General features: G+C 36.5%; 17 protein-coding genes. 4 read left to right on the plus strand and 13 right to left on the minus strand.

The window, feature by feature from the left end; all coding sequences use genetic code 11:
* The first annotated feature begins 33 nt into the window (after nucleotides 1-33).
* Complete coding sequence (locus HOO91_07740; protein NOU17433.1) at nucleotides 34-597, plus strand: hypothetical protein; 564 nt, start codon at nucleotides 34-36, stop codon at nucleotides 595-597.
* Nucleotides 594-2,867, plus strand: a complete 2,274-nt coding sequence (locus HOO91_07745) for a T9SS type A sorting domain-containing protein (protein ID NOU17434.1) — start codon at nucleotides 594-596, stop codon at nucleotides 2,865-2,867. Before HOO91_07740 ends, HOO91_07745 begins: the two co-directional genes overlap by 4 nt.
* Nucleotides 2,868-3,916: 1,049 nt before the next feature.
* Here HOO91_07745 and HOO91_07750 read toward each other — a convergent pair.
* From HOO91_07750 to HOO91_07795, 10 genes are all read right to left on the minus strand, one after another.
* A complete protein-coding gene (locus HOO91_07750) occupies nucleotides 3,917-4,156 on the minus strand; it encodes a hypothetical protein (GenBank protein ID NOU17435.1) in 240 nt (79 codons plus the stop codon).
* A gap of 8 nt (nucleotides 4,157-4,164) precedes the next feature.
* On the minus strand, nucleotides 4,165-4,881 hold the full coding sequence (gene traF / locus HOO91_07755; GenBank protein NOU17436.1) for a conjugal transfer protein TraF: 717 nt from the start codon (nucleotides 4,879-4,881) through the stop codon (nucleotides 4,165-4,167).
* A 94-nt stretch (nucleotides 4,882-4,975) separates the two neighbouring features.
* Complete coding sequence (locus HOO91_07760) at nucleotides 4,976-5,383, minus strand: DUF302 domain-containing protein (protein ID NOU17437.1); 408 nt, start codon at nucleotides 5,381-5,383, stop codon at nucleotides 4,976-4,978.
* Nucleotides 5,384-5,402: 19 nt separating this feature from the next.
* Nucleotides 5,403-6,671 (minus strand): FAD-dependent oxidoreductase, encoded by a 1,269-nt coding sequence (locus tag HOO91_07765; GenBank protein ID NOU17438.1) that lies wholly within the window; start codon nucleotides 6,669-6,671, stop codon nucleotides 5,403-5,405.
* Between the two features lie 57 nt (nucleotides 6,672-6,728).
* The gene (locus HOO91_07770; GenBank protein ID NOU17439.1) at nucleotides 6,729-8,063 is read right to left on the minus strand and encodes a radical SAM protein; all 1,335 of its coding nucleotides are present in this window, start codon (nucleotides 8,061-8,063) and stop codon (nucleotides 6,729-6,731) included.
* A gap of 181 nt (nucleotides 8,064-8,244) precedes the next feature.
* Nucleotides 8,245-8,706 (minus strand): thiol reductase thioredoxin, encoded by a 462-nt coding sequence (locus tag HOO91_07775; GenBank protein ID NOU17440.1) that lies wholly within the window; start codon nucleotides 8,704-8,706, stop codon nucleotides 8,245-8,247.
* A 27-nt stretch (nucleotides 8,707-8,733) separates the two neighbouring features.
* Nucleotides 8,734-9,384, minus strand: a complete 651-nt coding sequence (locus HOO91_07780) for a methyltransferase domain-containing protein (GenBank protein NOU17441.1) — start codon at nucleotides 9,382-9,384, stop codon at nucleotides 8,734-8,736.
* 25 nt (nucleotides 9,385-9,409) lie between these two features.
* Entirely contained in the window at nucleotides 9,410-9,598 is a 189-nt protein-coding gene (locus HOO91_07785; protein ID NOU17442.1) for a YtxH domain-containing protein, read from the minus strand.
* 82 nt (nucleotides 9,599-9,680) lie between these two features.
* Nucleotides 9,681-10,022 (minus strand): thioredoxin, encoded by a 342-nt coding sequence (gene trxA / locus HOO91_07790; GenBank protein ID NOU17443.1) that lies wholly within the window; start codon nucleotides 10,020-10,022, stop codon nucleotides 9,681-9,683.
* A 111-nt stretch (nucleotides 10,023-10,133) separates the two neighbouring features.
* On the minus strand, nucleotides 10,134-10,490 hold the full coding sequence (locus tag HOO91_07795) for a thioredoxin (GenBank protein ID NOU17444.1): 357 nt from the start codon (nucleotides 10,488-10,490) through the stop codon (nucleotides 10,134-10,136).
* A 201-nt stretch (nucleotides 10,491-10,691) separates the two neighbouring features.
* On the opposite strand from HOO91_07795, the gene HOO91_07800 reads away from it, so the two are divergent.
* Entirely contained in the window at nucleotides 10,692-11,387 is a 696-nt protein-coding gene (locus HOO91_07800) for a Crp/Fnr family transcriptional regulator (GenBank protein ID NOU17445.1), read from the plus strand.
* 175 nt (nucleotides 11,388-11,562) lie between these two features.
* On the opposite strand, the gene HOO91_07805 is transcribed toward HOO91_07800, so the two are convergent.
* Entirely contained in the window at nucleotides 11,563-12,162 is a 600-nt protein-coding gene (locus tag HOO91_07805) for a class I SAM-dependent methyltransferase (protein NOU17446.1), read from the minus strand.
* Between the two features lie 63 nt (nucleotides 12,163-12,225).
* Complete coding sequence (locus HOO91_07810; GenBank protein ID NOU17447.1) at nucleotides 12,226-12,603, minus strand: dinitrogenase iron-molybdenum cofactor biosynthesis protein; 378 nt, start codon at nucleotides 12,601-12,603, stop codon at nucleotides 12,226-12,228.
* Nucleotides 12,604-12,965: 362 nt separating this feature from the next.
* Here HOO91_07810 and HOO91_07815 point away from each other — a divergent pair, with 362 nt between their 5' ends.
* Nucleotides 12,966-14,057 carry a cysteine synthase family protein gene (locus HOO91_07815; GenBank protein NOU17448.1) on the plus strand — a complete coding sequence of 364 codons (1,092 nt, stop codon included), beginning with the start codon at nucleotides 12,966-12,968 and terminating at the stop codon, nucleotides 14,055-14,057.
* Between the two features lie 13 nt (nucleotides 14,058-14,070).
* On the opposite strand, the gene HOO91_07820 is transcribed toward HOO91_07815, so the two are convergent.
* Nucleotides 14,071-15,534 carry an aminotransferase class V-fold PLP-dependent enzyme gene (locus HOO91_07820; protein ID NOU17449.1) on the minus strand — a complete coding sequence of 488 codons (1,464 nt, stop codon included), beginning with the start codon at nucleotides 15,532-15,534 and terminating at the stop codon, nucleotides 14,071-14,073.
* Between the last annotated feature and the right edge of the window lie 93 nt (nucleotides 15,535-15,627).

A 15,627-nucleotide genomic window follows, 5' to 3' on the forward strand; every position in this document is an offset into this window, starting at 1 on the left:
CTAATTTTATATTCCAATAAACAATCAATAGTTATGAAACAAATTAAAACATTCAATAAACTAGCAGTATTCTTTTTCCTTGTCCTCTTTGGTTGTGAAAAAGACGATGTATTGCCTGATATCTCAAGTGATGGTAGAGATACATTTGGTATGTTGGTAGATGGAAAGGTATGGCAGCCATATGTTCCAGGTCTTTTTTCTCCTCCAGGTCATTATCCTGATATTTCATATTACAAAAAAGACTCAACATTGGAAATTTCTGGATCAAGTGATGGAATGATTTATTTTACTGTTACAAATATTAATGGCACAGGCGAATATGTAATTAATAGGATTTTCAAAACCCACATCATAAATCCTAATATAAATGATTCTTTGAACTGTTTTTTAAGAACTAGGTTTGTAAGAAAAAGTGATTGTTTTAATTCTTTTCAATTAATAGATTCTTTAAAATCTGAGATAACCATAACACGATTTGACACTATTAGCTTTATTGTTTCAGGTACATTCTCAATGACATTATACAATCCTGACGGGAAAGAATTAAAAATTACAAAGGGTAGATTTGATTCACACTATAAAAATTTTACTAAATGAAAAGACTTCTATTTTTGACTTTTCTAGAAGTTCTACTTGTTGGTAATAGTTTAGGTCAACCATTTACAATTACTTCTTCAATTCCATATAATGGATCTGTTGCAGGAGGAACCTATCTAATATATCGTAACAGATATACATATAACATTACAATGAGTAATATCCGAAAGCCCTTAATATTTGTTGAAGGATTCGATCCTAATTGTGAATTTGGATTCAACCCAAACTACTTAAATCCAGATGTTAAAGATTTATATAGGATTATCGATCAAGGTAGCTTAGCATCAAGTTTACATGTAAATGGTTACGATATTATAATCCTTAATTTCAATAATGGAGGGGATTACATACAGCGAAATGCTTTTCTTCTGGTTGAGCTGATTAACCAGATTAATGCTCAAAAGCCCAATACCGAGCCACTGGTAGTTGTAGGCTATAGCATGGGCGGCCTTGTTGCCCGTTACGCCCTTACCTATATGGAGCAGCATGGAATGGATCATAAAACTAGGCTGTACGTTTCATTCGATTCTCCCCACAAAGGAGCACATGTGCCAGTGGGGTTGCAGGAATTGGCTCTCGGATTCGACTACCCAGCATATCTACAAATGTTTCCAGACCTTGCAAAAAGTCTAAACATGTTTAAAGCCCCAGCAGCCAAGCAGATGCTTAAGTATCGCCTAACCTCTTTCGAGCAGGAAAACGGAGATATTCCGATAAATAGCGATTACCTTACCTTCTTTTCGGAGCTAAACAGCTTGAATTCGTGCAGCGGGTTTCCTCAAAATTGCAGGAACATTGCAATTTCTTTAGGTAATTGGAACGGAAGACCCCAGCGGTCAAATTTGGATTACGACAATGACGGAAATGATGATTTTCAGCATTCAGCCATGCCAATGGTGGATATTAATATACCCAGAGGTACTGGTGGCTCAGTATCATTGCTCAATATAACCCCGTGTCAAGCGGTGGCTACTTTTGGCTTCGAGGCAAGGGTTAGTACAATTTATTCGGATAACTACCCGTATTTCAGTTCCCGGGGTACAAGTTTCTGGAATTTGGGTAGCTGGTTTTGTACGCAATATTGGTATGTAAATCCCAATAATAACCCTTTTCTCCCCTTATATAGCACAACAAAAGCATGGTACTACTATAACCACGAAGCCATGGACTTTGCCCCTGGCTCCTATAGCCCAATTGGAGGGATGATAGTTGATGGTTTAAACGCTCAGATTAACTGTAGTTTTGCGTACATTTCGAACAACACATTTATTCCAACGGTTAGCGCATTATGCTTTGATACCGATAATTTGTTCTATGATATAGGAAATGATGCTAATAAGCAGAATAAAAATCCGTTCGATGCAATTTATGGTCTCTCAACCGATAATTCATCTCATCTTTCCGATCAAACCGCTAATGCAGGGTTGGTAAGTTGGCTATTAAATCAAATATCAACCAATTATCCTAAAGTTAAGGGTTGCTGTTACAATCTACCTACAACTCTATCACTCTCTGGTCCCTCCTTTGTATGTTCCTATAATTCCACTTTTACTGTTAACAACTTACCTTCAGGCTGCTCTGTGGCATGGAGTAATAGTTCTAACCTAAGCTTGTCATACGCATCTGGAAATACTGCTACATATATAGCCAATGGCAGTGGAAGCGGTTGGGTTCAGGCAACGATTGCTAATTCCTGTAGTAGTATTCCTTTAACAAAAATATCAGTTACTGTTGGTAACTCAACCCCATCCATCAGCGCACAACAAATATCAGCTAGCGGTGAACCAACCACTGTTGAGTTTACGGCTACTGCATATAGTAACGCAACCTATAACTGGTATGTAAATGGAGTATTACAACAAAATGAAATTAATAACGTGTCTGATTTGTACTTCCCTTGCAGGGTTACCAAAACCGTAAAATGCAGCCTTACCAATTCATGTGGCACCTCTGCCTTCAGTAACAGTATCGGACAAACAGGTGAGTGTATTAGAGCACTCAGTTACTCAGTCTCACCCAATCCCGCATCATCAACTGTTACACTCACCGTAGTTAGCATCAAAACATTGGCTGATTCAGCCCATATTACCTACTCATCCTTCGATTTTGTGCGGGTATTCGACTTACAGGGGAATCTTAAGAAAAACTTGAAGTTCTCCAAGACGAGAAGCACTTCCATTAACGTTAATGATTTAAAGGAAGGGACTTACATCTTTGAAATTGGAGTTGATATGAATTCAGAAAAGCATCAGGTGATCATTCGTAAGTAAACTACTGATTTAATGAGTAAAGTATCTTAAAGAAATTGATTTAATCTTTAGTATGCACCACAAATATAAACCCTGTTCTCGCAGGGTTTATATTTGTTTTTTGTCGTGCAGATTCCGTCTAATAATCATACCTTGAGTACCCCCGCTCAGCGTAGATTGCTTTCAGCGAACTCGTAAAACTTGTCCTGATGCTTTTTATCAGGGAGTACGCTTGGTTAGCAAAGCGTATCTACATCATATTAAACAGCAGTCTTTGACCGCACTAATTCAAAACAATAAAAAACCCTGCTTTCGCAGGGTTCATTATGCTAATAAAATTCAACCACTTTGTGGTTGTTTTTATCTTATACCTTTCCCCGCATTGCTTGCGGGGCTATTCACATTTAATCCCTTCGGGATTGGATACCTGAAACCTACTATTTTTGTGTGTTTGATTTTGCCCTACCAACTCTACAGCTTAACGGATGAGAAAATATAAATTGGAGGGTTGGCAAAAGCCCGAAGGGCTTGAATATGAATAGCCACGAGTGAAACTCGTGGAATAAAAGCAATCAACAACAACCCCGAATAGGGGTTGAATAACATCTACCTCTAGTACAACCAATTTCCCGCTCAAAATGTTGCTTCTTATTATACTACCTAAATAATCAGTTTACACAATCTACTTTACACTCTCTTCAGGAGCTTACTTTCGATATCCATGTGTTCACTTTTGAGATCCATGTATTCACTTTCGACATTCATGTGTTTATTTTCGAGCTCCATGTGTTTACTTGTAAGTTCGGGAGCTTACTTTCGATATCCATGTGCTTACTTTCGACATTCATGTGTTCACTTTCGAGATCCATGTGTTTACTTGCAAGTTCAGGAGCTTACTTTCGACATCCATGTGCTTACTTGGAACATTCATGTGTTTACTAGCAGAGAAATTTTCGCAGTCCGTAAATCGATTCTCAAAGTTCAGTAAGGTTTTACATAACAAAAAAAGATCTACAGAATTGTAAATCTTTTTTAAGTGCCACTATTGGCTTCAAATATTTAATGCTGATTTATTTCCGTTTCGTAATAAAAATTCCAACCAATAAATAGCCCATGAGTGATCCCCAAAGAATACTCAACCACGGATTTGAAGTAATTGGGCATGTACCTGAGGAACAACCGACCTTGTAATAATAGATAAATCCAGCCGCACCGCCTAAAATAGTTCCAATAATTTGAGGGATTGATCTCTTTAATCTTTTGACTAATCTATCAACGAATGGCTCTTTTGTTTCGCAGGTATTATTCATAATCATAACTAATTAGTAAAATGCGATACTATTTCCTCTTTTGTTAGGAATCCTGCGTTTGTCCATATCATTTTTTTGTCCTTATAAAGCATTAGGGTTGGCAAAGCGGTAACATTAAGTTCCTTTACAAGCAATTTATTCTGGTCTGCATTAACCCGAATCACTATTACTTTACTAGCCATCTCATTCTTAATCTCATCAATAGATGGAGCCATTCTTTTGCAAGGGGCGCACCAATCGGCATAAACATCTACAAGTACCAGTTTGTCTGTTTTAAGAAGTACGTTGAATTGAGCCGAACTCATTTCCAATGGAGGGGTTGTAGTAATCTTTGTTTCTGGTAATCCAGCAGCACGCCATTTCATCATTCCGCCAGATAATTCGTATACCTCTTTGAATCCCGTTTCACGCATATTTTTTCCTGCGCGAGCGCTTCTATGTCCACTTAAACAGTAAACAAATACTGGTTTATTTTTGTCGAGTTTATTTACCTCGCTATCAAAACTTTCATTGTTGATATTTATATTTACTGCATTTTGCAAATGCCCATTGCTAAATTCGTCTGGTGTGCGAACATCAATAACAGGTGCTTTTGGAAGTTCCTGCATTTTCTTCTGAAATTCAACAGCACTTAGATTACTCTTTGTTGAAGTTGATTGCGAATTTGAACAAGCGTAAGTAAATAGACCAAGCATTAATAGCGTAATTCGTAAATTCATTCTCATCATATTTTTTTTCAAATTGTTAATAATATTTTCCTATCTAATATTAATTTGCGATTAGTATTAGTTAAAAAGAAATCTTACCTCTTTAATAAATTTAGCAAGACCCTATAACCGATTTGACGATTTCAAAAGTTTCGTCTGAAGCACCCAGCATTGCATCGGCAACTGTAGGGGGCATATCGTGAATCATTGCTGAAGCATTGATAAGAGCCACATAGGTTTTACCGTCCTCTTTTTCGTAAACAGATATACGGCATGGCATCATCACCGAAACAATTCGTTCATCGCTTTTCTCAAGCATTTTACCAGAGTATTCGGGTTTACAAATTTCGATTACCTGAACGGGTCTCACAGTTTTGCCTGCCTTGGCTAGTGATTGTTGAAGATTATGAACAGCAGGATTTTGCCATTCTTTTTGAGTTGCAGCTGCTATAAGTTTTTCAACAGTAGTTGTCACATCATAAGGGCTTACTTGCTCAATGATAATTTGGTTTGTCTTCATAATCTTATAGTTTATATGATTAGTCTAATTCTTTTGCAATAGCAATGGCAGCAATGGTTCCATCGGCAACTGCTGTAGTAATTTGCCTGTATTTCTTACTAATAACATCACCAACGGCATAAACTCCTAGCATACTGGTTTGCATATCCTCATTTGTTTTGATATAGCCCCACTTATCGAGTTCTAGTTTATCCTTAAATAATTCGATATTAGGTTTCATTCCGATGAAAACGAAAACACCATCGCTAACTAGCTTCGAAATCTTCTTGGTTTTAAGGTTTTCTACTTCGGTTATAATTTTATCACCTTCGCGAACAAAAGATCTTGGTTCATGCTCAAATAGAGTACTAATCTTAGGATTAGCAAAAAGTTTCTCCTGTGCTTGTTTGTTAGCTGTAAAGGCATCGAACTGGTGAACCATAGTAATTTTGCTCGCAAATTTGCTAATAAAATCGGCTTCCTCCACGGCCGAATTTCCGCCACCAATAACTACTACTTCTTTATCGCCATAGTACTTAGCATCGCAGGTTGCACAATAGGAAATACCCTTCCCTTTTAGATCTTTCTCGCCTGGAACACCCATTAAATTGGGAGATGTACCTGTGGCAATAATTATTTTTTTTGCTTTTATAGTTTCGAATTCATCAATAACAACTTCTTTCTTTTCAAGATCAATTTTGGTTACATCAACAGCTACTTTATAAACGGTGCCACATTGTTTGGTTTGCTCCGACATGTTATGCGAAAGCATATAACCAGGTTGCGGTTCAATAAATCCGGGATAGTTGGATACCGAGTGGGTAGTTGATACCTGACCACCGGGAAGTGCAATATCAACAAGTACAGTGTTCACTTTCGATTGACAGAGGTACAAACCTGCTGTAAGGCCACCAGGTCCTGCTCCAAGAATAATTACATCATACTCAGAAACAGATGGTTTGATAAGCATTTTAATCTCTTTCACCCTTTCTTCTGGCAACATGCTATCTAGTTGATGGATAATATCGCTTCGCTTGATTCCTCCAGAAAAAGTTTTAGGTAACTGAACACCATTATCGAAAAACAGTAATGTAGGCGATGATTTTACTCCTAATTTCTCAGCCAGAGGTTTATTCTGCTGGCGAAACATTTTAAAAAACTTAATATCCTTCCCATAAAGGCTAGCCAAATTTTCAAACTTAGGTGCTAAAGCCTCGCATGGAGGACATTCGGTTGAATAAAAGTCGAGTACAACCTTGCCACCAGCAAGAACCTCAGATTCAAATTCGGATGAAGTAATTTCTTTCATTTATAGTGCTTTAATTTCTTGTTTGTGTAATTTGATTCAACTTTTAATTGTTGATTACTATGAAAACTCTTTTTCAAAATATGAGGCAAATCCCAACTCTAGCAACTCCTTAATAGGTCGACAGTCCGATGAACAAACATTACCAGTTCTGTTTTTTGCAATAGAACCACATCCTCCGCCGCAAGCTAATTGCATGTTACATGTATTACATTCAGGAATAGAAGTAACATCACGATTTTCCCATGAACTAATCATATCCTCTTTTCTGGAAACTTCGGGATAAAATGTACCCAAAGATTCATCGGATTTACCAACAGTTGCAGTACACGAGTAGATTTGTCCAGTGTAGTCAAATGCCCATTCGCTTTTACAAGCAGGGCATGAATCAAACAAAGGATCAGGTAAACTACCATTTTCAAAAAGGAACTTTGATATAGAGTAAGCAGGTTTGTAAAATTCAATTATATGGGGATGCTGTTTTATGATCTTATACAACTCTTCATATAACGAAATTCTACTAAATAGTTTACTGGGTGCTGATTGACAATGATGAAGTTCATAGTTTCGGCCAATCTGAGATTTAAAATATGGGCTTTTAGTCCAACCCTTGTCTATTGCAGAACGAGCAAATTCTGGAAGGTTATCAATATTTTCCTTATCAATAACCATTCGGAGGTTAACTGTTAGTTTGTTGGCAATACAGGCATCAATACCTGATACAATTCTATCGAATGTGCCAGTTCCTCCTTTTAAGAAACGACGTGAATCGTGAACGGCGGCTGTACCATCAAGGGTGATTTGAACCTCGCGAACACGACCCTGTTTTATTATATCAATATAATCACTTAATGTATAGCCATTTGTAACAAAACTAATATCAAGTTTAGCAGCGTTTGCTTGGTCGATAAAGTAAGAAATAAGCTCTTTTTGTTTTGGAGAATTAAGTAAAGGTTCACCTCCAAAAACGGTAATATATTTCTTTCTACCAGCAAATTCGGCTTGGACATATTTGAAGAACGAATCGATGATTTCGTTGGTTAGTAATCCTTTTGTTGGTGCGTATTCATCCTGATAACAGTATGAGCATGCAAAATTGCAGTTGTAATTTGGAACAAAAAATAGTTGTATTTCATCATCATCCCGACTATCAATAAAATCAAGGTATTTGCTCTGATATAGTTTTGTTTCTTCCTTTTCGTCAACCCAGTAACCTTTTTCGGCTAATTCTTTAAGAAAATTATCCTCTACAACTGAATGATTCGTTCTAACCCTATTTATCTTCTCAGCATCGGCAAGGTTAACAATATCGGCATTGCCCGTAAGCAGGTTGACAATAAAGAAATTTTCAGAATCCTTTATTTTTGAGAATATGTTATGCTTGGAAAAAATCATCTTCTTGATTTAAGGTTAAAGAACCAAGAATCAAGTATTATTCTCGATTCTTGGTTCAAATGAAACTAGTCGTGGCAACCAGCTATTTTCTTTGATATTTTCGCACAGCATTGTGCAACTTTGGCCACTACTTCAATCTTCTTTTTTTTGATTAAACTTTTCATCTTAAACTGATTAATAACTATTTAACTAATAAAACTTCATTTATAGCCTTTACAAGGGTTTCTTTGGGTAATAAGCCCATAGTTGACTGGGGTTGCCCATTAACAGGAATAAATATCAACGTTGGTAAATTTCTAATGCCCATATTTTGCGACAATACTTTTTCAACATCGGTATCGACTTTGTATACCACTATCTTCCCAGCGTATTCTTTTGCAAGTTCTTCGATACGTGGCGATAATTGTCTACAAGGGCCACACCAACTAACATAAAAATCGATAATTGCAGGTATGTTACCTATATACTTCCATTCTTTGTTCAACTCGTAGTCGAAAACTAATTGTTTGAATGTTTCGTTTGTTAACTTAACAACTCTTCCTGATTCATTGGTGTTACTATCGATCTTGGCCTGTCCACCTGAATTACAGCCACCAAAAAGAAGAGTAAAGCCAAGTGAAATTATAATTACTGTTTTTTCCATTTTATTTTATGTTTATTAACTATTTCGTTAATTACTACAGCAGCATCCACCAGAAGGTTTTTTGGCTGCAATTGTCCAACTAGCAACCTTGATTTTACCCTTATCGTAGGGTGCTGATTCTTCAATAATACTAACAGATGTAAAGCCTACATTCTCCAGTTGTTTCAAATACTCATCGCGAGTCACAGAACCAGCCCAGCATTCGGCAATGGCAACTGGATCATTCCTGTATTCATCAGGAACTTGAGCGGTTGAGTAGATATCGCTGATGACAAATCTTCCTCCCTTTTTGAGTATCCGATAAATTTCGTTCCAAACAGCCTGCTTATCAGCAGCATGGTTGATAGTACAATTCGATATTACTAGGTTTGCAACCATATCGGGAAGGTCGAGTTTTTCGAGTTCACTACGTACAAAACGAACATTTTTGACCTTGAATTTCTCAGCATTTTTGCGTGCTTTTTCAAGCATTCCATCCGATATATCTATACCATAAACAAATCCAGTTTCACCAACCGATTCGGCCATTCGTAAAACATCCGTTCCACGTCCGCTACCCAAATCAACACAAACCTCACCAATCATAGGTTCAGCGTAGTTGATTGCACCACCGCAGGAAAGACAGCAATCAGATTCGGCAAGTTCGCTATATCGGCTATTTATCTCTTTTATTTCCATAGTTAGTTCAAAATTAATCAAATATTTAGCATGTCTTGCAGGGGCTGTTTGTAATTAGTAATCCCAATACACCTCCAAAGATTATACTTGATATTGGGCTGCTAGTAATAGCGCATGTTCCAGAAGTGCATCCAATAAAGTAGTAAAACAAATATCCTAATGTACCACCAACTAAAACTGCTGATACTGGTTTCCAAAAATAGGAAGATCTAATTAATTCCTTAAAAGTCTTCGGTTTGATATTGGTTTCGCAAGTTTCGCTCATTTTATTTTTATGATTAAGTTCTTAGTTATTACTAGGCTTTACTAATCTCTCTCAGGAGAAAATCTTTATTTTTAACGCCAACAAATCGATTTATTTCTTTCCCATTTTTGAAAAGAATAAGAGTAGGAATACTCCTTACCTTATAGGTTTTTGCAAGTGCATCGAATTGCTCGATATTCACTTTACCAACAAATGAATTGCCCGATAGTTCTGACGCAACATCGTTCAAAACTGGAGCCATCATGCGACAAGGAGCACACCACTCAGCCCAAAAATCAACCAAAACCAATTTGTTTTTTGTTTGATGGGAGAAATTTTTATCGGTTAATGTAAGTATGTTTTTGTGGTCGTCAACCAATGGAATATTCTTCATTTTTGCCTTAGCTACCATAATAATAATTACGAATCCAAATATGAAAAGACCAATTACAATTAGTGTTGTTTGCATAGTTTATTGTTTAGTTAGATGTTTATATTCATAGTTTTATGTAGAAATTTTTATTGCAAATTCTTTATCTAAAATAGCCTTAACCTGTTCCTTTTTTTGAATGCCGGTGGTAGCCTTTGCAACCATTCCTTTTTTGTAATAAATGGTGAATGGAATCCCAGTAAATCCATTTACTTCTGGCAGTTTTCGGATTACTTCTGATTCGGGATTATCGAATTCCATATCAAAGAACTTCACATGCTTGTACTCATCTTCAAAATCCTCAGCAATTCCATAAACAGGAATACACATTGGCCCCATCCGACCACAAATCACCACTACATTATCGTTTTCACTGATAATCTTTGCGCAGTCAGCAGCGGTTTCGATATGTTTCAAATTTGTGTATAACATCACTTTATAGTTTTAATACTGTTTCCTTTTAAGCCGTTTTGCCTTTAGGTGATATCACATTCGTATCACATTACAAAGATACTATCTCCAAAAGCCTTATTAATGCTTTATTACAACTGGCGCAACAACTCCTGAGTTGAATTAGAACAGCTTTTTTATTGAATTAGATTAACTTTGCGTTACATTAACGAATTTTAGTAGATGAAAAGCATAGTTGAAACCGATAGCGATTTTATTTGTGACATTCAGGCTCCATGTTTCCAAATGCTATCGCAGGATGAGGTTGAACTCGTTAGGGCTAGTAAAACACAGGTACTTTTTCGAAAAGGAGATAATCTCACCAAACAGGGTGCTTTTGCTTCGTATGTTCTATTCGTAATAAATGGTTTAGCAAAACAATATCTAGAGGGTGATAGTACAAAATACTTTAATCTTAGAATTATTAGGCCAGGTGAATTTGTTGGACTTTCGGCTGTTTTTACTAAGAATAGGTTTAACTATTCATCTGTTGCATTAACAGATTGTCAGGTCTTTTTAGTGGAGAAGGATGCAATTGAGAAGGTTATAAAGCAAAATGGCCTTTTTGGGTTTAACATTATTAAAAGATACTGTGAGCAAAATTCAAACATGTACGATACTGTTCGCAACATTATCTATAAACAGATGAACGGACGAATGGCTGACACGCTGCTCTATCTAGATGCTTTAAAATCTGACAATGCTGACATTTTCCAACTCCTATCACGCAAAGATATTGCTGATTTTGCTGATATTTCGACCGAGAGTGCCGTCAAACTGCTGAAAAGTTTTGAGAAGGACGGTTTAATAAAACTCAATGAAAAGGATATTGTACTAATGAACCATGAGGCTTTAATGGAAATAAGTAAAAGGGGCTAACAACCATTTCTTTACATAAACAAATGGCTCTAGTTTAGTATAGCGTTGCAACTTTGTTTTAGTGATGCTTTGTGACTTTGCGCCTTAGTGGCAAATCTTTTTTTAGCCACAAAACCTCTAAAACACGAAGGAAGCACTAAGATTTAAACGCCAATTTAAACTACAGCCAAACAAATTATTTTTTTGCCACCAATAAAAATACAGGAAAATTCTTATTCGGTTCTCGTTTAATTTCAAAGCAAGTCTTAAATGCAATATTGTTAAATCCTATATCCTTAAGGTATTTGGCGAGAGTATTTGGATCAAATCCTAAATGAACAATAACATCAGGCCCATGAAACGAGCCATCTTCAGTATATAAATCAGCTATTGCTAAATATCCACCATTATTTAGCATATCATAAAACTTATGGAGAATTACCTCAACTTCATTTACATGATGAAGAACCATTTGGTTGTAAATAATATCAAATTTCTCAGGGTAATCATTGTGTTCCAAGTCAAAACATAGCGGTTTTACATGAGCGGCTTCATAAAACTCCACCTTTTCCTTACAAACGTTAATCATTTCTTGAGAATTATCCATAAGGGTAATTGCCGAGAGTTTATCTTTTAGCAGGAAACTTAACAAACCTGTACCTGCCCCATATTCCAGTGCTTTCATAGAATGACGAAGCGGTACTAATTTTTCAAGTTCAATGGCAACTGCTACTGAACGATCTATATGAATTTTATCCTTGTCCCATTCACGAGCACGGGAATCGAAACTACTCATTGATTTACTTTATGGTTATTATTTTTGCTATAAAATTACAAAACAAATTTGCATCGCCTTTTATCAATGATTACACTGGTGCCCTTCGGCTTCATGATCGTGGTGATGACAGCCAACACCTGAATCACCAACATTACCCTGTAAGAAAGATTCTGCGGCTATTTTTACATCACCAGAACAACCACGATATACTGAAATCCCATGATGGTTTAACACATTCAATGCACCATCGCCCATGTTTCCAGCAAGCATCACGCTAACTCCTTTTTCTCGTAAAGTGGCTGCAATATCACTTTTGCAACCACAACCTTGCGGTGAGGGCATTACTTCGGAGCTAATAATTTTCTTGTTTTCATCAGTGCTAAAAATCGTATAAGCATCACAATGGCCAAAATGGCTATCAACCATGTTTCCTCTTGTTGGAACCGCAATTTTCAACATTTTATTAAGATTTATTATTTTACTTGCTAGTAATTATTAATGATTGACAACATACTACAACCGATTTTGTTTTTACGAAAATTCAAATACTGTCTCTCAGTAATTGCTGTTATAATAAAAGAATCCACTAATTCCTCCGAAAAGATTCAACTTCTCCCAAAAAGATCATAAAATATTTGGAAGGCTTTTTCATGAAATTATTTTCCACAATAATACTGCATTAGTTATGCTATCGCTTACCCTTGCAAGTTAGTTATTGCTTAGTATTATTTATCTTCAATTGAAAACTTAGTTTTATAACTTAAAGTTATGAAGTATATTAGCACCACTTAAAAATTTGTGCAATGGAAGATAGCTTACTAATGAGGATTAAGGGTCTATCAAGCTTAATTGGGAACACACCATTACTAGCCATTGAATTTAAATATAAAGGTCAATTAAGAAAACTTTATGCAAAGGCTGAAAATCTTAATATGACAGGAAGCATAAAAGATAGAATGGCTTATCACATTCTAAATGAATCAATTAAAAATGGTGAATTAAAGTCTGGTATGCCTATAATTGAGGCCACAAGCGGGAATACTGGCATATCTTTTTCGGCAATAGGTAGAGCCCTTGGGCATCCTGTAACTATTTTTATGCCCGATTGGATGAGTTCGGAGAGGATTAATCTGATAAAAAGTTTTGGAGCAACAATTAATCTTGTTAGCAAAGAAGAGGGTGGTTTTCTTGGTAGTATTGAAGCAGCGAATAACCTAGCTGCATCCATTGGTGGATTTCTCCCCAGACAATTCGCAAACAATGACAATTCTGAGGCACACTATCTTTCCACTGGTCCAGAAATTTGGTGGCAACTCAAATATCGACACTTAAAACCCGACGCATTTGTTGCGGGTGTTGGTACAGGTGGAACAGTTATGGGCATTGGCAAGTTTTTAAAGGAACAGAATCCAGATATTAAAATCCACCCTTTAGAGCCTGCAAACTCTCCAACCCTTTCAACTGGATACAAAGTTGGAAAACACAGAATTCAAGGTATCTCTGATGAATTTATACCAGCCATTGTTGAACTCGATAAACTTGACTCAATTGTTGAGGTTGATGATGGTGATGGAATAATTATGGCACAAAAACTCGCCAGTATGGGGATTGCTGTAGGAATTTCCTCTGGTGCAAATTTCATTGGTGCACTAAAAATTCAGAATGAATTAGGAGCAAATTCTGTTGTTGTTACAGTTTTCTCCGATGATAATAAAAAGTACCTAAGTACTGACTTAATGAAGCAAGAACCTGTTAAAGATGGATTCTACTCCTCAGATATTGAACTTATTGGATTCAAGGCGTTTAAAAGAGTTTGTCATACCTGTTGCAATCCGACCGATTGCGTAGAGGCAAATTATTCAGACTCAGAAGATTCGTTTAAACTACCCTATTGTGCAAGAAGATCAAATTAGGGTTAAATCATTTTTAATCGAATTCAAATATTCTATCAATGCTGGGATTTGAAAAATTTTCAGGTGTGCTATTATGGTGAAACTCATTGATATTACTATGATAGTGATAATCCTTTGCCCATTCAGTATGATTTAGTGCGATTTGATGAATGGCATCAGCAATAAATTCAACCTCTTTATTGGTTGTAGTTGGGTGAATTGACCACCGGATCCATCCTGGTTTTTTGGAAAGATCCCCTGTATTAATCAAACAGGTAATCTCATCTGATTGCTCTTTTGTTACGCTAAGTAGGAAATGACCATAGGTTCCAGCGCATACACAGCCACCCCTAACCTGCACACCAAACCTATCGCTAAGCATTTTTGTTAAAAGATTATAATGAACATCTTCTATATATAGCGAAATTGCACCAATGCGATTCCTATCATTCTTTGCTAAAATTTTAACCTCTGGAGTTTTATCTAACTTTTTAAAAGCTAATTCTATTAGTTCTTGCTCCCTCCTATGGATATTCTCAACACCCATCCTCTCCTTGAGTTTTATTGATAGTGCAGCTCGAATGGTTTCAAGAAAACCGGGCGTTCCCCCATCCTCTCGTTGTTCAATGTTATCGATATATTTATATTCACCCCAAGGATTTGTCCAATCAACCGTTCCTCCTCCGGGTTGATCGGGTACCAAGTTGTGGTAAAGCGAAGAATCAAATATCATAATTCCCGATGAACCAGGGCCACCCAAGAACTTATGAGGTGAGAAAAAAACGGCATCAAGTTTTTCCATAGGATCTTCCGGATGCATATTCATCTCAACATAAGGTGCTGAAGCTGCAAAATCGACAAAACACAATCCCTGCTCTTCATGCATAACTTTTGCTAGTTTATGGTAAGGAGTAATTATACCAGTTACATTGCTACATGCACTAAATGATCCAATTTTTAAAGGTCTATTTCGATATGGTTTAATTGCTTCTCTCAGTTTTTCAGGTGAGACAAGTAGATTTTCATCGGGCTCTACAACAACAACTTCGGCCGTGGTTTCGTACCAAGACGTTTGATTAGAGTGATGCTCCATGTGGGTTACAAAAACTATTGGTCTTTCCTCAGGGCTTTTGAATACAATCCCCTTATTCTTTAATCCTAAAATCCTTTGAAATTTATTTACAACGGCAGTCATCCCAAAACCACAAGATATTATTACATCACTTGGACCTGCATTAACATGTTTCTTAATAAGTTTTTGAGCTAAATGGTATGAATCAGTCATAAACTTTCCAGTTTCGCTGCTCTCGGTATGAGTGTTGGCTACCATTGGACCAAACTGATTGAGCATCTTTTCCTCAATTGGACGATATAGCCTACCACTCGCAATCCAATCGGCATAAATCAACTTCTTTAACCCATAAGGTGATTCATAACAGGCATCAATTCCAATAATTCCTTCACGAAATTGGTTGAAATACTTCTCCAGTTCACTCATCGCTTTAATAAATTCTTAATGTTTCAAAAACAGGTCGAAAGTATATAAAAAAATAGATATACAGATATGATAGAAATCAGATTTGTTATTAAA

The sequence above is a fragment of the Bacteroidales bacterium genome (assembly GCA_013141385.1).
Lineage (GTDB): Bacteria > Bacteroidota > Bacteroidia > Bacteroidales > Tenuifilaceae > UBA8529.